Annotated in this window: 18 protein-coding genes; 13 read left to right on the plus strand and 5 right to left on the minus strand. The window is 33.2% G+C overall.

Going from position 1 to position 20,629, the window contains the following annotated elements; all coding sequences use genetic code 11:
• Positions 1-5 precede the first annotated feature (5 nt).
• The 3 genes from ACI5KZ_RS06455 (at position 6) to ACI5KZ_RS06465 (ending at position 4,849) form a co-directional block, all read left to right on the plus strand.
• The gene (locus tag ACI5KZ_RS06455; RefSeq protein WP_406847248.1) at positions 6-3,236 is read left to right on the plus strand and encodes an HAD-IB family hydrolase; all 3,231 of its coding nucleotides are present in this window, start codon (positions 6-8) and stop codon (positions 3,234-3,236) included.
• Between the two features lie 88 nt (positions 3,237-3,324).
• The gene (locus tag ACI5KZ_RS06460; RefSeq protein WP_406847249.1) at positions 3,325-4,326 is read left to right on the plus strand and encodes an NAD(P)H-dependent glycerol-3-phosphate dehydrogenase; all 1,002 of its coding nucleotides are present in this window, start codon (positions 3,325-3,327) and stop codon (positions 4,324-4,326) included.
• Positions 4,327-4,660: 334 nt separating this feature from the next.
• On the plus strand, positions 4,661-4,849 hold the full coding sequence (locus tag ACI5KZ_RS06465) for a PID-CTERM protein-sorting domain-containing protein (protein WP_109308707.1): 189 nt from the start codon (positions 4,661-4,663) through the stop codon (positions 4,847-4,849).
• Here ACI5KZ_RS06465 and ACI5KZ_RS06470 read toward each other — a convergent pair.
• Positions 4,846-5,433: a riboflavin synthase gene (locus tag ACI5KZ_RS06470; RefSeq protein WP_109308165.1), complete on the minus strand. Its 588-nt coding sequence runs from the start codon at positions 5,431-5,433 to the stop codon at positions 4,846-4,848. The two genes, ACI5KZ_RS06465 and ACI5KZ_RS06470, sit on opposite strands and share 4 nt — an antisense overlap.
• Before the next feature lie 62 nt (positions 5,434-5,495).
• Here ACI5KZ_RS06470 and pdxA point away from each other — a divergent pair, with 62 nt between their 5' ends.
• From pdxA to accC, 6 genes are all read left to right on the plus strand, one after another.
• Positions 5,496-6,542, plus strand: coding sequence for a 4-hydroxythreonine-4-phosphate dehydrogenase PdxA (gene pdxA, locus ACI5KZ_RS06475; RefSeq protein ID WP_406847250.1), 1,047 nt, complete (start codon positions 5,496-5,498; stop codon positions 6,540-6,542).
• A 73-nt stretch (positions 6,543-6,615) separates the two neighbouring features.
• Positions 6,616-7,155, plus strand: coding sequence for a DUF177 domain-containing protein (locus tag ACI5KZ_RS06480; protein WP_109308167.1), 540 nt, complete (start codon positions 6,616-6,618; stop codon positions 7,153-7,155).
• A 9-nt stretch (positions 7,156-7,164) separates the two neighbouring features.
• Entirely contained in the window at positions 7,165-7,368 is a 204-nt protein-coding gene (rpmF, locus tag ACI5KZ_RS06485) for a 50S ribosomal protein L32 (RefSeq protein WP_109308168.1), read from the plus strand.
• Positions 7,369-7,549: 181 nt separating this feature from the next.
• On the plus strand, positions 7,550-8,545 hold the full coding sequence (locus ACI5KZ_RS06490; RefSeq protein ID WP_109308169.1) for a beta-ketoacyl-ACP synthase III: 996 nt from the start codon (positions 7,550-7,552) through the stop codon (positions 8,543-8,545).
• Between the two features lie 33 nt (positions 8,546-8,578).
• Complete coding sequence (gene accB / locus ACI5KZ_RS06495; RefSeq protein ID WP_109308170.1) at positions 8,579-9,061, plus strand: acetyl-CoA carboxylase biotin carboxyl carrier protein; 483 nt, start codon at positions 8,579-8,581, stop codon at positions 9,059-9,061.
• Positions 9,062-9,156: 95 nt separating this feature from the next.
• Positions 9,157-10,509, plus strand: a complete 1,353-nt coding sequence (gene accC / locus ACI5KZ_RS06500) for an acetyl-CoA carboxylase biotin carboxylase subunit (protein WP_109308171.1) — start codon at positions 9,157-9,159, stop codon at positions 10,507-10,509.
• Positions 10,510-10,543: 34 nt separating this feature from the next.
• Here accC and ACI5KZ_RS06505 read toward each other — a convergent pair whose 3' ends face one another.
• On the minus strand, positions 10,544-11,074 hold the full coding sequence (locus ACI5KZ_RS06505) for a hypothetical protein (RefSeq protein WP_406847251.1): 531 nt from the start codon (positions 11,072-11,074) through the stop codon (positions 10,544-10,546).
• Between the two features lie 95 nt (positions 11,075-11,169).
• Between ACI5KZ_RS06505 and ACI5KZ_RS06510 the strand changes: the two genes are divergently transcribed.
• From ACI5KZ_RS06510 to ACI5KZ_RS06525, 4 genes are all read left to right on the plus strand, one after another.
• Complete coding sequence (locus ACI5KZ_RS06510; protein ID WP_406847252.1) at positions 11,170-14,142, plus strand: reprolysin-like metallopeptidase; 2,973 nt, start codon at positions 11,170-11,172, stop codon at positions 14,140-14,142.
• A 90-nt stretch (positions 14,143-14,232) separates the two neighbouring features.
• Positions 14,233-15,348 carry an NAD(P)/FAD-dependent oxidoreductase gene (locus ACI5KZ_RS06515; protein ID WP_406847253.1) on the plus strand — a complete coding sequence of 372 codons (1,116 nt, stop codon included), beginning with the start codon at positions 14,233-14,235 and terminating at the stop codon, positions 15,346-15,348.
• Position 15,349: 1 nt separating this feature from the next.
• Positions 15,350-16,042, plus strand: a complete 693-nt coding sequence (mtgA, locus tag ACI5KZ_RS06520) for a monofunctional biosynthetic peptidoglycan transglycosylase (protein ID WP_406847254.1) — start codon at positions 15,350-15,352, stop codon at positions 16,040-16,042.
• On the plus strand, positions 16,035-16,496 hold the full coding sequence (locus ACI5KZ_RS06525; RefSeq protein ID WP_406847255.1) for a 3-oxoacyl-ACP synthase: 462 nt from the start codon (positions 16,035-16,037) through the stop codon (positions 16,494-16,496). The genes mtgA and ACI5KZ_RS06525 overlap by 8 nt, the downstream gene beginning before the upstream one ends.
• On the opposite strand, the gene ACI5KZ_RS06530 is transcribed toward ACI5KZ_RS06525, so the two are convergent.
• From ACI5KZ_RS06530 to ACI5KZ_RS06540, 3 genes are all read right to left on the minus strand, one after another.
• Complete coding sequence (locus ACI5KZ_RS06530; protein WP_406847256.1) at positions 16,486-17,898, minus strand: FG-GAP-like repeat-containing protein; 1,413 nt, start codon at positions 17,896-17,898, stop codon at positions 16,486-16,488. The genes ACI5KZ_RS06525 and ACI5KZ_RS06530 overlap by 11 nt on opposite strands.
• An 83-nt stretch (positions 17,899-17,981) precedes the next feature.
• Positions 17,982-18,893 carry an ABC transporter ATP-binding protein gene (locus ACI5KZ_RS06535; RefSeq protein ID WP_406847257.1) on the minus strand — a complete coding sequence of 304 codons (912 nt, stop codon included), beginning with the start codon at positions 18,891-18,893 and terminating at the stop codon, positions 17,982-17,984.
• Positions 18,894-18,969: 76 nt separating this feature from the next.
• Positions 18,970-20,523, minus strand: coding sequence for an aldehyde dehydrogenase family protein (locus ACI5KZ_RS06540; protein ID WP_109308183.1), 1,554 nt, complete (start codon positions 20,521-20,523; stop codon positions 18,970-18,972).
• Positions 20,524-20,629 lie beyond the last annotated feature (106 nt).

Here is a 20,629-nt window from a genome sequence, read left to right on the forward strand (position 1 = left end):
AAACTATGGATCAGATTATTGATCATCATAAATTTCAGGAAGCTTTAAAGCAAATTGCTATTGAGCAAGATATGGATCTTGATCAAGTTAAAAAGCAAGGCGCTAATTGCATTAAGGAGCTGTATGCACAACAGCATCCTATGGCAAAATTAGTATCTGTAAAAAGTTTTGACTATATCTTGTCTAGAGCTTATAGCGATAAGATTGACGTAGACCCTAAAGGCATAAAAAAACTCATGAAACTCATGCAGAAAAACTCTGTAGCGTTTATCATGACACATAAAACTTATTTAGACACTTTAGTGCTTATTTCAACATTAGCACGATATGGAATGCCAATTCCATATTCATTTGGAGGCAGTAATTTGGCGTTTCCAGGATTAAAACAAATAGGAAATAATGCAGGACTTATTTTTATTCGTCGCAGTTTTAAAGACGATTTAATTTACAAAGCAGCTTTACGTCATTACATTTCTACCATCATAGATAAAGGCGATCACCTTACCTGGAATATTGAAGGGACACGTTCTAGAACCGGAAAAATTATCTACCCTAAAATGGGGATCTTAAAATATATTAAAGAAGGCGAATTACAAAGTGCTAGAGCAATAAAGTATGTGCCTGTTTCTATTGTTTACGATTTGATTCCGGATGTTAAGGAAATGACAGAAGAAGGGAAAGGACAAGAAAAAAAGTCTGAGAATGTTAAAGAAGCACTTAGCTACATTAGAAAATTAGGGAACGATTATGGTCGTGCTGCTATTCGTTTTGGAGAACCTGTTGCATTAGAAGAAGACCAGCAAGCAATTATTCCAGATATGGAAGAAGATAGTTATGCAGATAAAAACACATTACCACGTTTTGCTTTTGAGCTCATTCATAAAGCAAACGCCATTACGCCAGTAACCACAGTTTCATTGGTTTGCCATACATTACTTAATGATTTTGCCTTAACAAAAAAAGAGATTGAGTTTAAGGTAAATAAATTAATGACCTACATTGGTCAAAAACAAGAAGATGTACTTATAGATCGTGGTAATAAGATTGGTGTTACCATTCAAAAAGCCTTAAACTTATTGCAAGGAGCGCGAATAGTTCAAAAAAGTAGAGCAGGTCAACGTGCACAATACAGCTTAGTTTCAACAGAATATTTGCCAGCTACCTATTATGCTAATATGGCTTCAGGCCATTTATACCACCAGGCTTTTATTGAAATGGCTTTGGTAAAAATAAAAGACGATACCTCTGCTAATCGAATCACCAATTTTTGGGAGGAGATTATGAGGCTTCGTAATTTATTCAAATTCGAATTTTTCTACACCAATAAACCGAAGTTTAGTAGTGAAATTGAAGCAGAATTATTACGATTTGATGCTAATTGGAGAACTGTTTTAGCAGATCCAAAAGGAGATATTTCTGCCCTGTTAAAAAAACAAGATTTGTTTGTTTCTAGAGCCATACTATTATCTTATTTAGAAGCAGATAAAGTCGTTTGTCACACCCTAAATAGTTGGGATACAGATGATGATTTTTCAGACAAAAAATTCATTGAATTAGCTATGTTTAAAGGAAAAGAGCTGCATTGGCAATCTAAAATAACTCGTTTAGATAGTGTCTCTAAACCCTTTTTAATTAATGCCCTTCGTTTTGCTAAAAATGCAAATTTAGTTCCACTGGAAAAAAACTTAGATTATAATGGATTAGAGAACTGGAAAAATCAACTAGAGGATTTATCTGAGCGTTTATTCTATTTAAAACAAATTGAAATTGTTCAAGACAAAAAAAGTATTAAAGAACAATCAATAGAGCAAGTCGTTGTTCCAGATTCTGGCGTGGATGAAATTCATCAGGATGAAATTGTCGAAGAAGGACCACATATCACAGCCTTTTTTGATATGGACAGAACATTAATCAATGATTTTTCTGCAAAAAAATTCATGACAACACGCTTGTTTAGCGGAAAAACAACAGCAAAAGAATATCTTACACAATTTGCAACAGCTTTAATATTTGCAGCAGGAAATAGAGATTTTGAAGTGCTTACTAAAATAGCAGCACTCGGTGTAAAAGGTATTGCCGAATCGGCATTTTCTGAATTAGGAGAACAAGTTTTTGAAGATTTTTTAGAAGAAACCATCTATCCAGAATCTCGCGAATTAATTGAGAAACACTTAGCCAAAGGACATAAAGTGGTTATTATTTCAGCAGCCACCACCTATCAAATTGAACCTATTGCAAAAGCCTTAGGAATTAAAGATATTTATGCTACGGAAATGGAATTACGAAACGGCAAATTTACAGGTCGTGTTTCCGAAATGTGTTGGGGAGAAGGAAAAGCAAGAGCAGCAAGAAAATTTGCAAAGAAGAATCAGACAGATTTATCGAAAAGTTATTTTTATACGGACAGTATTGAAGATTTACCCCTACTTAAAATTGTAGGAAATCCAGTAGCTACAAATCCAGATCAGAGATTATCTCAAATGGCCTTCGAAAATAATTGGCCAATTTTAAGATTTGAAGAACCTGTAGGAAAACCGGTAGTTAATGGTTTTAGAACGGCATTGGCTGCTGCTAGTATATATCCTTCAGCAGTAAAAGGATTACTAAAAGGAGCTATGACGCTATCTAAACAAGAAGCTGCAAACACAACATTTTCTAGTATTGGAGATTTAGGATCTAAAATGGCAGGTTTAGAAATCGCTGTAAAAGGAAAACACAATTTAGAAGAAATAAGACCAGCCGTTTTTTGTTTTAATCACCAAAGTGCTGCAGACTTCTTTATTGTTATGAAATTAATTCGCCACGATTTTACAGGTATTGCAAAAAAAGAATTGGAACGAACGCCAGTTGGACCTATTTTTAAAGCTTTAGGAGCTATTTATGTCGATCGTGCCAATAAAGAGAAAGCCATTGAAGCGATGCAACCTGCAGTCGATGCTTTAAAGAGTGGTGTTTCTGTAGCCATTGCTCCTGAAGGTACAAGAAGTGGGAGTAAAGAACTGGGTTCCTTTAAGAAAGGAGCTTTTCATTTAGCCATGCAAGCGGGTGTACCTATAATTCCAATAGTAATAAAGAATGCCTATATGGCCATGCCAAAAGGAACAAATTTATTTAAACCAACTCATATTGAAGTGGTCGTTCTTGATCCTGTAGACACATCCCTTTGGAAACTAAAACACATTAATAAACATATTGAAGATGTTAGGAATTTATACTTAAACGAATTAGATAATTAATCTTTAAAACATCCTTAATCTTTTTTGATAATAAAGAACATGAACTGGATGTTACATATGACAAGTTAAAAACTCAAAAATTAAGCGCATGAAATTAAATGTAGGAATACTTGGTGGTGGATCTTGGGGAACAACTGTAGCCTCCTTGACTGCAAAAAACAATCATACAATTTTATGGGCTAGAAATGAAAAGACAGTTCAGGAAATAAACGAAGAACATACAAATTCTAAATATTTACCAGGGGCCAAATTAAATAGGAACTTAATAGCGTCAAGCTCAATTGAAGAAACAGTAAAGCACGCAGATGTGATTGTTATGGGAGTTCCTTCACAACACTTCCGAGATGTTTTAAAAGATGCAAAACCACACATTAGACCTTGGGTTCCCATTGTTAGTTTATCTAAAGGGTTGGAATTAGATACTAAAATGCGCATGACTCAGATAATTGCTCAAGAACTTCCTGGTCATCCAGCAGGTGTATTAACGGGACCAAACTTAGCAAAGGAAATCCACTCAGGTCAAGCTGCAGCTGCAGTTATTGCTATGGTAGATAAAACCATAGCCAAACAATTACAACAAGTATTTAGCACAGGTTTATTTAGAGTATATACTAATAATGATGTTATAGGTTGCGAGCTTGGAGGTGCATTAAAAAACATCATGGCCATTGCCACTGGCATGGGAGATGGAGCAAATGCTGGAGATAATACAAGAGCTGCATTAATAACTAGAGGTTTATCTGAATTAACCCGATTAGGAACAGCCATGGGAGGGAAAAGAAGAACCTTTTCTGGACTTGCAGGTATGGGTGATTTAGTAGCAACTTGTTCCAGCTCTAAAAGTAGAAATCACCATGTAGGATTTGAAATTGGACGAGGTAAAAGTTTGGAACAAATTATAAAAGAAATGAATGAAGTTGCTGAAGGTGTGAAAACCGCTAAAGTAGTCATGGAATTAGCTAAAGATTATAAGGTAGATATGCCAATATCTAGAGAAGTTTATAAAGTACTTTATGAGGGAAATACTGTAAATGATGCCTTTAGAGGTTTGCTTAAAATTGAAAGTGGCTCTGAAAAGGAACCAGGATAGATTTTAAATATTATAAATCTCCAGACAAAACATGATTTAAATTATTCTAGTAACTAAAGAAGAAATACTAAAACGGATTAATTTTCGTTTAAATATTACTTTTAATTTTTTATAAAAACAGATTAAAAATTAATATTAAACAACATAACTATTAATTTAGTGATATAAACGAATATATACACTGTTATAAATCAAAAAACATATATTTGATTAAAATTCAATGTAAGTAAATAATCCAAAATAAATGCATTTAATCGAAGAATTTTGCATTTCATGGATAATTTTTGTTGTTTTTATTTTGAATAGTCGCTTTTTTTTATACATTTACAACCAAATGAAGATACAAAATAAAAAAATGGTTGCCTCAATCTTATTTGTATTAATAAGTTTTGTATGTGTTGCCCAAAGCACACCTCCACCTCCAATGCCACCACCACCACCAGGACTACCTGTAGATGGAGGAATTGCAATAGGTCTGTTTGTAGGGATTTTTATAGGTGTAAAAAAATTATTAAAGCGTTAATTTAAACGCATCAATCGCGTTACATATTTGCCAATAACATCAAATTCTAAGTTTACTTTTGTGCCAATTTTAAAACTTTTAAAGTTTGTATGCTCATAAGTATAAGGAATAATAGCCACACTAAACATATCTTTTTTAGAATCAACTACAGTAAGGCTGACTCCATTTACAGTTATAGATCCTTTTTCAATAGTAATGTTGTTTAGATTAGAATCATATTGAAAAGTATATTTCCAACTACCTTCTTCGTTTTGAATATTTTTACAAATAGCTGTTTGGTCTACATGTCCTTGGACAATATGTCCATCCAATCTGTCTCCAAGTTTCATAGCACGCTCTAAATTCACAGAATCAGAAACCTTTAAGTCACTTAAATTTGTTTTGATTAGTGTTTCTTCAATGGCTGTTACAGTATATTGATTACCAGAAATATTAACGACAGTTAAACATACACCATTATGTGCTACGCTTTGATCTATTTTTAACTCATTTGTAAAATTACAAGCGATAGTTATGTGAAGATTATTGAGTTCTTTTTTTAAATCTTTTACTTCGCCAACACTTTCAATGATTCCTGTAAACATATATGTCGAATATTTGGTTAAATTTGCAGGTGTAAAATTACAAACAAAAGTTATCTTATTTAATGAAGAACGAAGAAAATATAATTGTAGGAATATCTATAGGAGACTTAAATGGTATTGGTGGAGAAGTGGTTTTAAAAACTTTCGAAGATGTAAGAATGTTAGAATTTTGTACACCTGTAATTTTTGCATCGGTTAAAACCATTAGCTTTTTAAACAAACATTTTGATTTTAAATTAAACTTTAATGGCATCAACAATTTCAATCAAATAATTCTAGGGAAGTTAAATGTATTCAATGTTTGGAACGACAAATTCAATATAGAATTTGGAAAAGAAGATCCTGTAATTGGCGAATATGCAATTAAATCTTTACAAGCAGCAACTAAAGCTTTAAAAGAAAACAAGATAGATGTATTGGTAACTGCTCCTATAAATAAGCATAACATACAATCTGAAGTATTTAAATTTCCAGGCCATACAGATTATTTAGCCCAAGAGCTTGAAGGAACAAGTTTAATGTTTATGGTGTCTGATGATTTAAGAGTAGGTCTATTAACAGATCATGTACCAGTCAAGGATATTTCGAGTCATATAACTAAAGAGTTAATTAAAGACAAATTAAACATCATTTACCAATCTCTTGAAAGAGATTTTAAAATAAGAAGACCCAAAGTCGCCGTTTTAGGAATTAATCCTCACACTGGAGACAATGGCGTTATTGGAAGTGAAGACGACGATATTTTAAGACCAACGTTAACTGAAATTAGAGATAAAGGTAGGTTAGTTTATGGCCCATATGCTGCAGATAGTTTTTTTGGTACTAAAAATTACAAGAATTTCGATGCTATTATTGCTTCATATCACGATCAAGGATTAATTCCATTTAAAACACTTGCCTTTGGAAAAGGAGTTAATTTTACAGCTGGATTAAACAAAATAAGAACCTCTCCAGACCATGGAACAGCCTTTGAAATTGCAGGAAAAGGCGAAGCAGATGAATGCTCATTTAAAGAGGCTGTTTTTACAGCCATACAGATATTCAAAAATAGAAATGAACATGAAAAACTGAACAAAAATCCCTTAAAAACCAGACCAAAAAAGATATAAACAAAAAATGTTTACAAGTTGTTTTATCTAAAGAATATTTTATTATATTTGCATGCTCAAATTAGATGTGATAATGAAGCTATTGAAAGAGTTTACAATTCCCTTTGTAGGATTAAAACTAGGAAAGCATCATTTTGAATATCAAATTGATAATGCGTTCTTTGAACATTTTGAGTATGAAGAATTTAACGATGCTTCTGTTAAGGTAGATTTAGTTTTAGAGAAAAAAACTACCTTACTTGAATTAGATTTTGATATTTCAGGAACCATTAACATCAATTGCGATGTAACAAATGAAGCTTACAATCAAGACATTTCAAACCAATTTAATTTAGTTGTTAATTTTGGTGAAGAATTTAATGATGAAGAAATTGATATATTAATTCTACCACATGGTGAATATGAATTAAATATTCAACAATATATTTATGAGTTAATTGTTCTTTCTGTACCAACCAAAAGGATTCATCCTGGCGTTGAAGATGGAACATTAGATTCAGACATACTTAAAAAATTAGAAGAATTAAGCCCAAAGCTTAAAGAAAACAAAGAAACTGAAGAGGAAACAGATCCTCGTTGGAATACATTAAAGAAACTATTAACGGATAAATAAACATAAAAAATGGCACATCCTAAAAGAAAAATCTCGAAACAAAGAAGAGATAAAAGAAGAACACATTATAAAGCAACAGCACCTCAAATTGCTACGTGTCCTACAACAGGAGAAGCACACTTATACCATAGAGCTCATTGGCACGAAGGTAAATTATACTATAGAGGACAAGTTCTTATAGATAACTCAGAAGTTGAAGAAAATTTAGCATAAGTATTATGCACGCATATAATAAAACGCTCACTTGTGAGCGTTTTTTTTGTTTTAAATTTTTATAGAAGTGAAAAACGACTTAATTTGCATTAAATTAGACCAAAATGAATTGCTTTTTATACATTTCATGATTATTTGATTCAATTCGCAATAATTTTGAGTCAAATTAACTTTAAATATTATGAGTAAAATCTCAGCAGCAATTACAGCTGTAGGTGGCTATGTTCCAGATTATGTATTAACTAATAAAATGTTAGAAGACATGGTTGATACAAATGATGAGTGGATAACTACAAGAACAGGAATTAAAGAAAGAAGAATTCTTAAAGAAGAAGGTCAAGGCACTTCTTATTTAGCCATTAAAGCGGCTCAAAACCTTATTGATAAAAGTGGTATCAACCCTAAAGATATTGAGTTAGTTATTGTTGCAACTGCAACTCCAGACATGAAAGCGGCATCTACATCAGCATATACAGCTACTAAAATTGGGGCAACTAATGCTTTTTCATTCGATTTAGAAGCTGCCTGTTCTAGTTTTTTATACGGCATGTCTGTAGCAGCTAGATATATCGAGTCTGGTAAATACAAGAAAGTTCTATTAATAGGAGCAGATAAAAACTCATCCATGATAAATTACGAAGATAGAGCAACCTGTATCATCTTTGGCGACGGTGGTGGTGCTGTGTTATTTGAACCTAACGAAGAAGACCTTGGTTTGCAGGATGAATTTTTAAGAAGCGATGGTTCGGGAAGAGAATTTTTACAAGCAACTTATGGTGGTTCTTCCTACCCTTCAACACCTGAGGCCATTAAAGACCATAAACATCAAGTTTTTCAAGATGGTAAAACAGTCTTTAAAAATGCTGTTTTTAACATGGCAGATGTGGCTGTAAAAATATTAGATAGAAATAACTTAACAACTAAAGATGTATCTTGGTTGGTTGCACATCAAGCTAACAAACGCATTATTGATGCAACGGCTAATAGAATAGAATTAGAGGAAGAAAAAGTGATGATGAATATTGAAAAATATGGTAATACCACATCAGCAACTCTTCCTTTATTATTAAACGATTACGAATCCCAACTAAAAAAAGGAGACAATTTAATTTTTGCTGCCTTTGGTGGTGGATTTACTTGGGGCTCTATTTATTTAAAATGGGCTTATAACTCCTAACTAACTACTAAATTAAATTTAATATCTAAAATTATGGATTTAAAGGACATTCAAAACTTAATTAAATTTGTTGCTAAATCTGGAGCAAGTGAAGTTAAATTAGAAACAGAAGATGTAAAAATCACTATCAAAACAGGAAGTGATGACAAACAAGAAACAACAACCTATGTACAGCAAATTCCTGTCGGCGCACCAGTAGCTCAAGCTCCAGCACCTGCAGCACAACCTACAGCTGAAGCTCCTCAAGCTGCACCTAGTGCAGATGAAGACTCTAAATACATAACAATAAAATCTCCTATTATTGGAACCTTATATCGTAAACCCTCACCAGACAAACCAGTTTTTGTTGAAGTAGGTCAAACAATTAAAGAAGGAGATGTTTTATGTATCATTGAAGCCATGAAACTATTTAATGAAATAGAATCTGAAGTTTCAGGAAAAGTCGTGAAAGTACTTGTAGACGATTCATCACCTGTAGAATTCGATCAGCCATTATTTTTAGTTGATCCATCATAATCTAAAGTTTAAAGTTTAAAATTTAAAGTTCAAAGTTTTTTTAACTAGAGAACTATAAACCAATAAACGAATAAACGAATAAACTCAATAGAATTATGTTTAAAAAAATATTAGTTGCCAATAGAGGCGAAATAGCACTGCGCGTTATTAGAACCTGTAAAGAAATGGGTATTAAAACAGTGGCAGTATATTCTACTGCAGATGCAGAAAGCTTGCCTGTTAAGTTTGCAGATGAAGCAGTATGTATTGGACCACCACCAAGTAACTTGTCGTATTTAAAAATGTCTAATGTTATTGCAGCTGCAGAAATTACTAATGCAGACGCCATACATCCTGGTTATGGATTCTTATCAGAAAATGCTAAATTTTCTAAAATTTGCGAAGAACATAAAATAAAATTCATTGGAGCATCAGCTGAAATGATTAATCGAATGGGAGACAAAGCTTCAGCAAAAGCGACTATGAAAGAAGCTGGAGTTCCTTGTGTTCCTGGAAGCGATGGTATTATTGAAAGTTTTGAAGAATGCGAAAAAATAGCTAAAGAAACTGGTTATCCTGTCATGCTTAAAGCAACTGCAGGAGGTGGTGGAAAAGGCATGAGAGCTGTTTGGAAGCCAGAAAAATTAAAAGAAGCTTGGGATTCTGCAAGACAAGAATCTAAAGCAGCCTTTGGAAACGACGATATGTACATGGAAAAACTCATTGAAGAGCCTAGACATATCGAAATACAAATTGTTGGAGACTCAAAAGGAAAAGCTTGTCACCTTTCTGAAAGAGATTGTTCTATTCAAAGAAGACATCAAAAACTAACAGAAGAAGTACCATCGCCATTTATGACAACAGCTTTGCGTAAAAAAATGGGAGATGCTGCCGTAAAAGCTGCAGAATATATAAAATACGAAGGTGCTGGAACCGTTGAATTTCTTGTAGATAAACACAGAAATTTCTACTTCATGGAAATGAATACACGTATTCAAGTAGAGCACCCAATAACCGAACAAGTTATCGATTTCGATTTAATTCGCGAACAAATTCTCGTAGCAGCAGGTGTACCAATTTCAGGTAAAAACTACACGCCAAATTTACATTCTATTGAATGTAGAATTAATGCTGAAGATCCTTTTAACGACTTTAGACCTTCTCCAGGAAAAATAACAACATTACACGCTCCTGGAGGTCATGGTATTCGTTTAGACACCCATGTGTATGCTGGATATGTTATTCCACCGCATTATGATTCCATGATAGCGAAGTTAATTACAACGGCTCAAACACGTGAGGAAGCTATTAATAAAATGAAACGTGCTTTGGATGAATTCGTAATTGAAGGTATTAAAACAACCATTCCATTTCATAGACAATTAATGGAACATCCAGATTATTTAGCAGGAAACTATACCACGAAATTTATGGAAGATTTTGTGATAGAAAAACCAACTGAAGATTAAAAATTTAAACTCCGAATTAATATTCGGAGTTTTTTTATAGTCGAAAAGACGCTTCAATTAAAGTAATAATTTGTGGTACTTCATCAATTTGAAACTGAAGCATAAAGTTATAAGTATCATCTTCATTTTTAGTAATTTCTAATTGCCCCTTAGTTACCTTATAATATCCTGTTTGTCCTCTACAGAAACACAATCTAGCAAACAATACTTTAACAGTGCTTAAATCATCATTAATTAGCTGTATTGATTGCATATTTTGAGGAAGCTCAACATATATTAGTTCACTATAATGTCCATCTTGTGTGTTTTCAATTTCATCTCTTTGATACTCGAACTTTATAACATGAGATATTCCTTCTTCTAAAACGGGGTAAAGTGCTCCAAAGTCATCCTGCTTTATTTGTAAAGATTTATTTTTAAGGACTTCAAAAGAACATTTTCCATCACTTGGACAGTCAGAATTAATTGTTTCTAATTGCGAGTTTAAATTTCTTTCTTTACTAGATTTACAAGAAGTTATAGCTAATAACAAAAACAATGTGTTAAATAAGTAGGCTTTTATCATGTTTTGATAAAGTAGTTAGTGAATTTTAATATTTTAATTTTGGTGTATTAGAATTATCAAATTACCTTTAAACTCTTAAAATAAAACTTTTTATTATGAAAAAAAAATACTTTAGAAATGTTTTCATGTTTTTAATAACCATGATGATTTCTATTTGTGCATTTGCACAAAAACAATCTTCAATTTGGAATGAAATAAGTTCAAATCAAATAGATTCAAAGAAGGTGCAGTTTTACAAGCAAATTCCTCAAAAATCTACATTATTTAATGTAAATGTAAATGAGTTGTCAAATATTCTTATCAATTCACCTAAAAGCGAATCTTACGACAAAACATCGAATGTAGTTGTACAACTTCCAAATGCCGATGGTGATTTTGAATCCTTCAGAATTAGTGAAATTTCAATTATGGAACCAAGCTTAGCTGTTCAATTTCCTGAAATTAAAACCTATGTTGGTGTAGGTATCGAAAATCCTGCTGCGATGCTTCGTTTAACGATAACGCCTCAAAAAGGATTGAGTGGTATGATTTTATCTGAAAAGAAAACCATTTTTATTGAACCATATTCTAATGATTTAAAAACATACATCACTTTTGTAAACTCAGAAGGGGATATTAATTATGATAACTTTCTTTGCGAAACTGAATCTGTACTAGAAAAAAGTGGTATTTCTGATGAGGAATACAGAGCTCTTAGAAATGCAGATGATGGCAAATTAAGAACGTATAGACTGGCTTTAGCTTGTACAGGCGAATATGCACAGTATCATGGAGGAACTGTTGGAAGTGTTATGGCAGCCATGACTACTACAATGAATCGTGTAAATGGTGTATATGTTCGTGACTTAGGTTTGACAATGACGATGGTAGATAATACATCTATTATATTTTTTAACGCTAGTACAGACCCTTATACAAATAATAATGGAGGAGCCATGTTGGGCCAAAATCAAACAACTTGCGATACAAATATTGGTTCTGCGAATTACGATATTGGACATGTATTTAGCACTGGTGGTGGTGGAGTAGCTTATTTAAACTCTCCATGTACTGGTATAAAAGCTGGAGGTGTTACTGGTTCGCCAGCACCTGTAGGTGATGCTTTCGATATTGATTATGTAGCACATGAAATGGGACATCAGTTTGGTGGAAACCATACTCAAAACAATAGCTGTAATAGATCGTCTGTATCTGTTGAGCCTGGAAGTGCTTCGACTATAATGGGTTATGCAGGTATTTGTGCTCCAAATGTGCAAAATAATAGTGATGATTATTTTCATGGTGAAAATATTAAAGAAATGTGGATAAACATTTCAGCAGGAGCTAGTAGTGCCTGTGGAACTGTTACTTCTAGTGGAAATACAGCACCAACAGCAGATGCAGGATTAGATTATTCTATACCTCCTTCAACTGCGTTTAAACTTACTGGAGTTGGAACAGATGCCGATGCAGGAAACGGATTAACGTATACGTGGGAACAAAACGATACAACGCCAGCACCAATGCCACCACAACCAACAAATACAGGTGGACCAACTTTTAGATCTTTAGATCCAAAACCTGTTCCTGTTAGATATTTTCCTGACTTTAATACCGTTTTAGCTGGTTCTTTAGCATCAACATGGGAAGTTATTCCTTCAGTTGCTAGAACTATGGGCTTTGTATTTACAGTAAGAGACAATGCACCAACTGCAGGTAACACTATGTCCGATGAGATGACTGTTACTGTAGAAAATGTAACTCCATTTACGGTTGCTACGCCACCAACATGGACATCAGGTGGTACAGAAACAGTAACTTGGGTTGCTGGACAAACGGCTAATGCAGCAATTAATTGCCAAACAGTAAATATATTATTCTCTTCAGATGGTGGTGCAAACTTTAGCACAACATTAGCCACTGGAGTACCTAATACTGGATCAGCATCTATTACAGTTCCAAGTATTGGATCTAATAACAATGCTCGAATCTTAGTAGAAGCTGCAGATAATATTTTTTACGCTATTTCAGATGTGTTTTCAGTATCTACTAATGGTGCAGATTTCAATATAAGTAATGCAACTGGAGGTCAATCGGCTTGTAATATAGATGGTGTAAGTTACGATTTTATATACGTAACATCTGGTGGTTTTTCTGAAACAGCAACATTCTCAGCTGCTGTTGTGCCTGCAATACCTAGTGCAGATTTCACTTTTACACCTTCAACCTTGGACTCAGATGGGACATTTATATTAGACGTTACTGGTCTTATTGGTGTAACACCTGGAGATTATACTATTACAGTTACTGCAACCACTCCATCGACTGTTAAAACAGCTACAGCTGCTCTTACCATTACTGATGGTTTATGTGCTTCTGCTGCAACTAATCCTGATGATGATAGAATTACCAGAGTTATATTTAATACGATTAATAATGTGACTTTAGCACCAAGTGCCGATGATCCTTATCAAGATTTTACAGCAATTTCTACAGATGTTGAAAGAAACTCAAGTCATGAACTTACAGTACATGTTAATACTAATGGTGATTTTCCGTATGTTATAAGTGCTTGGGTTGATTGGAATCAAAATTGCGTTTTTGAAGCGAACGAGAAATATAATTTAGGAACAGCATTAAATGTTATTGATGTAGCTACTACAGATTCTCCTTATACTATAATGGTACCTGTTGATGCAGTTTTAGGAACTACTACTATGAGAATCATTATGAAAAATGAACAATTAGCTAACATTGATAGTCTTGTACCTTGCGACACTGCTTTTTGGGGACAAGTAGAAGATTACTCTGTAAATGTTTTATCTGAATTAAGTATTGGAGAATTTGATGTAAACTCAATTAGTGTTTATCCAAACCCTTCACAAGGAGAACTTAATATTAAATTAAACAACACAGACGATATTAATATCTCTATGTTTGATATTAGAGGTAGACGTGTTTACAATCAATTTAGTAATAGCAAAACATTAGTAAGAACATTAGATGTTAGTTCTTTTGCTTCAGGAATGTATTTGTTAAATATTGAAAGAAACGGAAGTAAAGTGACTAAAAAAATTATTATTGATTAGTCCTTTTTCTAAATTTTATAAAAACTCCGAAAGCAATTTCGGAGTTTTTTTATGTTTTAAAAGTTCAAATAATTAGAGTATTTTCGTTTTATGAATTTATCCTATTGGGAAATAAAATCGTGGCTAACCAATATCGATTATACCATAGTTGGTAGCGGTATTGTAGGCCTAAATTGTGCTTTACAACTTAAACAACGTTTTCCAAAAGCTCATATTTTAATTTTAGAAAAAGGCATGTTACCACAAGGTGCAAGTACTAAAAATGCTGGTTTTGCTTGTTTTGGAAGTTTAAGTGAAATCTTAGAAGACTTAGAATGGCATTCAGAAGATGAGGTTCTAAATCTGGTAAAAAAACGCTTGGATGGTTTGTTACTTTTAAGACAAACTTTAACAGATCAAGTCATTTCCTATCAACAATTAGGAGGTTACGAGTTGTTTACAAAAGAAGACTCGAAACTTTTTGAAACTTGTTTATCGAAAAGAGATTCGGTTAATAAATTGATGAAGCCTCTTTTTAAAGAAGATGTTTTTCAGCTAAAAGCAAATACCTTCAACTTTAAAAACATTCAAGAAACCTATCTGTTTAATCCGTTTGAAGGACAAATAGACACCGGAAAAATGATGGAGTCTTTACTTCAAAAGGTACAATCAAAAGACATAAAAATATTGAATAACATTTTGGTTGAAAGTTATATTGATCAAGCAAATGGAGTTCAGGTAAAAACCAATCGTTTAGAGTTTAAAACCAAAAATATCATCTTTACAACCAATGGGTTTGCTTCGCAGCATATTCCTGAAAAGGTGAAGCCTGCAAGAGCACAAGTGCTTATTACTAAACCTATAAAAAACCTACATATTAAAGGCACATTTCATTTAGATAAAGGTTATTATTATTTTAGAAATATAGATGATCGCATTTTATTTGGAGGAGGCAGAAATCTCGATTTTAAAGGAGAAGAAACCACCCAATTTGCACAAACAGAACTCATTCAAAACAAACTTAGAGACCTATTAAAAACGACTGTACTACCAGAAACCTTTTTTGAAATAGATTATAGTTGGTCTGGTATAATGGGAGTTGGTTCAACCAAAAACCCTATTGTAAAACAATTGTCAAACCATGTGTATTGTGGTGTGAGACTAGGAGGCATGGGAGTAGCAATTGGGAGTTTAATTGGTAGAGACATCGTAGATTTAATCGAATAAGATGATTAAAAAATTCTTCAAATTTATTTTCAAATTCATCCTTTGGTTGTTTGTATTATCAATAGCTATGGTGTTTTTGTATAAATGGGTTCCTGTTCCAGTAACACCATTGATGATCATAAGAAGTGTCGAGAATTTTCAAAAGGATAAACCATTTGTATGGAATCATGATTGGGTTTCTATAGATCAAATTTCTAAAAATCTACAATTAGCAGTCATCTGTAGCGAGGATCAGAATTTCTTAAACCATAATGGATTTGATGTTAAGGCTATTGAAAAAGCCTATCAAGACAATAAAAAAGGAAAGAACATTAAAGGGGCAAGTACCATTAGCCAGCAAACAGCTAAAAATGTGTTTTTATGGCCACAGCGTAGTTGGTTTAGAAAAGGCTTGGAAGTGTATTTTACGTTTTTAATAGAGAGCATTTGGAGTAAGGAACGCATCATGGAAGTATATTTAAACAGTATAGAAATGGGTCCTGGTATCTATGGTGCCGAAGCTGCTGCCATATATTGGTATAAAAAACCAGCTTCAAAGCTATCGCAATATGAAGCTGCTTCCATTGCAGCTATTTTGCCAAGTCCATTAACGTACAAGGCCAAACCGGCAACCAATTATATAGAACGACGAAAGATTTGGATAGTTAAGCAAATGGGATATTTTGGACCTTTAGATTTTGGAAAATATGAGTAGTAAATCAGATATCAAACAAAATCTACACAATGCCTGTTTTCAGTTTATAGAAAACAGATTATTAACGATCCAAAAATCCATCAACGAAATTCAAGAATCTCTAACCTCTGAAACTAAAAGTAGTGCAGGAGACAAACATGAAACAGGACGTGCCATGTTGCAATTGGAGCGCGAAAAATCAGGAAATCAATTGGCCGAAATTATGAAAGTAAAAGAAGCCTTTTCAAAAATTGATATTTCAAAATCTTTATCAACAATCGGTTTGGGAAGTCTTGTTTTTACCAATCAGTCCAATTATTTTATTGCCATTAGTGCTGGAGAAATAACAGTAAACAAACAGCAGTTTTTTTGTGTTTCACCCAATACACCTATAGGAAAATTGGTGATAGGGAAACAAATTAACGATGTAGTAAAATTTAGAGAGCAAGAGTTTAAAATTAGTGCTATTTTTTAATTAACTTTTTTACAACAACCACATCATTAATATTTTGAATTTGAACAAGATACATTCCTGCTGCCAAGGATTCAACATTCAAAGATTGCGTGTTTTTTGCAGACAACACCTTTTGCCCAAGTTGATTAAAAACAGTAATAGATTTAATGGCATCTATTCCTTTGAACAAGATAATGTCTCGTGCTGGGTTTGGATATATGATAAAACGGTTTTCTTCAAATGTATTTACTGAAAGTGTTGAAGTGTTAGTTAGTAGCCATGATTCTGGCTCACTTGTAATAGCAGTTCTTCCTGTTAGTAATATATCAAACATACCATCATTATTATAATCGTATAGATCTACAGTACCATTTGAGAGACTGATTGGATTTCCATTTTGATTATTTAGGATAAACTCATCTCCAAAGAATTTAAAATCGTCAGAGCCAAAATAGATTTTTGTTACTACTGTATTATCTAAAAGTTTTCCTAATACTACAGCATCTATATAACCATCATTATTAAAATCTTCATATTCTGTTTCTCCATAATAGGTATTTGGTAATCCTGTATAAGCAGTATCATAAGATTGAAAATTGAGATTTCCCAGGTTCTTATAAAGCATTACTCCAGAATCATCAGTGTCGTTTGGTCCAGTAACTGAAATATCATTCAATCCATCGTTATCCAAATCAGTAATAGCTACATGAACACGACTTGGCGTATTTTCCAAAACAAAGGCTTGTGTAAACACGCCATTTCCTTCGTTTTCAAAAACCGCATCAACATCACCAATAACTACCAAATGTTTTCTTCCACTCGTATCAAAATAGCCTGATTTATAATATCCTCCATTTGCTTGGGGAATATTTGATGGAGGAGAAGCGGAAGAAAAAGTACCATCGCCATTATTTAATATCAAGCCTACATCTGGAGTTTGTCCAGTATATGGATAGCCACTAAACAAAAAATCTTCGTAACCATCGTCGTTTATATCAATAGCTGTAATGGTTGCGTTGGTATAGCCTACATCTAGACTTGAATAGACTTCAGAAAAATTGGCATTGCCATCCATAAGCGCACGAAATATTTTTAACTCTTGAAATAAGGTAACAAAGGCTATGTATACATAATTACCTTCATAAAAAAAAGCTGAACGAGGCGCTTCAGATTCTAAATAAAAATTATGTTTTACTATCCAATTCAAATTGTCATCTTGACCAAGTAGTCTAACAGCACCATTTGGTGCCCCACTAGATGTCTCTCCACCAATTAAAATCGCTTGCTCATTTGTTGAAGTATCAATAGTTATCCAATCTCCACAGCCATACATAGCTGGAGGTAAGTCAGTTGCAGAAAAGTTTATTTGTGAATTAGCAGTAAATGATAGCATTATAATTACGAAATGTAAAGCGGTTTTCATATTAGAATGATTTATAAGCTTTTATAGGGAGGAATAAACAATATAGAAAATTTCTAATGAAAATGAAAAGATTATAGTATCATTTAATTTAGAATAGAAAGATAAACCAGAGTATGGAAATTCAATATATGTGAACTTATAAAAAACACATTTTCACCATCCAAATCAGCCTCAATTAAATAATAATGTCCTTTAAAATAGCATTGTTTCACAATAACTTCTAAATCAGATTTTTCAACCACATGGAGTTGATGTGCATAAATAATCTTTTTATTTATCACATTAAATTCCCCAAAAAACGAAGCGATTAAAGGTGTTTCTGGATTCTTATATAAATGTTCAGGCGTATTGTTAGCTTCTATTTTATGGTTGTTTAAAACAAGCATTCTATCTGCATATGGCAATACATCTTCCTTATCGTGCGAAGCCACAATACAAGTAATGTTATTTGCTTTTAAATAATTGAACAAACTTCGTCTTAAACTCTGTTTTTTAAAATTGTCTATGTGACTAAAAGGTTCGTCCAACAATAAAATTTCTGGCTCATTGGCTAAAGCTCTTGCTAAAGCCACACGTTGTTTTTGTCCGCCACTTAAAAGTTTGACTTTAGTGTTGGCAAATGGAGTGAGTTCTACAATTTCCAAAAGTTCTTTTATTCGGGCTTGTTTTTCTTCTGGATAGAAATTAGACAGGTGTTTCCCTATGTTTTCGGCTACAGTAATAAAAGGCATTAAATCGAATTCCTGGGCTACGTATTTCATAAAGTCGTATCCAACAACTAAGTTGTGTTTTGGCCCAAGAATTTCGATGTCTTTCCAAAATATATGACCTTTGTTTGCGTCTAATTCTCCATAAATTAATTTTAACAAGGTGCTTTTTCCAGAACCACTTTCGCCAATAATAGATACATGTTCTCCAGATTCTACAGAAAAACTAATGTCTTGTAAAACAGGATTTTTTTGATATTTAAAAGAGATGTTTTTTACTTGTAGCATATAACAAAAATAACATAAAAAAGAGGTCGTCTAAAAATTACTTTCTAGACGACCTCTTTAAAAAATTAATTTGATTCTATAAATCAAATTTAATGCCTTGCGCTAAAGGCAACTCATCTGAATAGTTTATAGTATTTGTTTGTCTTCTCATGTATACTTTCCAAGCATCAGATCCAGACTCACGTCCTCCACCAGTTTCTTTTTCACCACCAAATGCACCGCCAATTTCAGCACCTGAAGTTCCTATATTTACGTTAGCAATACCACAATCAGATCCAGCATAAGATAAAAACTTCTCAGCTTCTTTAAGTTCATTTGTCATAATGGCTGAAGATAATCCTTGAGCAACACCATTTTGTTTATCAATCGCATTTTCTACCTCTCCAGAATATTTCATTAAATATAAAATTGGAGCAAAGGTTTCGTGTTGTACAATTTCGAAATGATTTTCAGCTTCTATAATTGCTGGTTTTACGTAGCATCCACTTTCATAACCTTCACCTTCTAAGACACCACCTTCTACTAGTACGTTTCCACCTTCAGCTTTTGCTTTTTCAATAGCAGCTAAATACGTGTTTACAGAATCCTTGTCGATTAATGGTCCAATATGATTTTTTTCATCTAACGGATTTCCAATTGTTAATTGTCCATAAGCACCAACAATAGCATCACGTACTTTATCGTAAACAGATTCATGAATAATTAATCGTCTAGTTGATGTACAACGTTGCCCACAAGTTCCTACAGCACCAAATACAGCACCAGGAACTACCACTTTTAAATCGGCAGTTGGTGTGATAATAATAGCATTGTTACCACCTAATTCCAATAACGATTTTCCAAAACGTTCAGCAACAGTTTTTCCAACAATGCGTCCCATTCTTGTAGATCCAGTTGCAGAAACTAAAGCAACTCTTGAATCGGTTGTTATCATTTCACCTACTTTGTAATCGCCATTGACGATACAAGAAATACCTTCTGGTAAGTTGTTTTCTTTTAAAATTTCAGCGATAATATTCTGACAAGCAATTGTACATAAAGGTGCTTTTTCAGAACCTTTCCAAACACACACATCGCCACAAATCCATGCTAAAGCTGTGTTCCAAGCCCAAACTGCTACTGGAAAGTTGAAAGCTGAAATAATACCAACAACACCTATTGGGTGCCATTGTTCTCTCATCACGTGTCCAGGTCGTTCAGAAGGGATGGTTTGCCCGTTTAACTGTCTTGATAATCCAACAGCAAAATCGCAGATGTCAATCATTTCTTGAACCTCTCCGTATCCTTCTTGTAAAGATTTCCCCATTTCATAAGACACTAATTTCCCTAATGGTTCTTTTAAGTCTCTTAATTTATTTCCAAACTGACGTACAATTTCACCACGTTGAGGTGCTGGCATATTTCTCCAAGTTAAGAATGCTGAAGTTGCAGCAGTCATCACTTTTTCATAGTCATCCTTTGTAGTTGTTTTAACTTTACCAATTAATTTCCCATCTACTGGAGAATAACTCTCTATAATGTCTCCATTTGAAAAGTTGTTTGAACCTGTAGAAGTTCCTTCATTTATATCTTTAACTCCAAGTTGTTTTAGAGCTTCTGTAATTCCGAAATCGGTAGCAATGGCTTCCATATTTACTTGTTTTTTTACTGATTATTAAATTTACATGCAAAGATAGCAATAAAAAGTCGTTTTAACTTGAGATGGCTTTTCTAAATAATGTAACTTTAAGCCTCTT

Origin of the sequence: Xanthomarina sp. GH4-25 (assembly GCF_045363175.1) — a bacterium.
In the GTDB taxonomy this organism is placed as follows: Bacteria; Bacteroidota; Bacteroidia; order Flavobacteriales; family Flavobacteriaceae; genus Xanthomarina.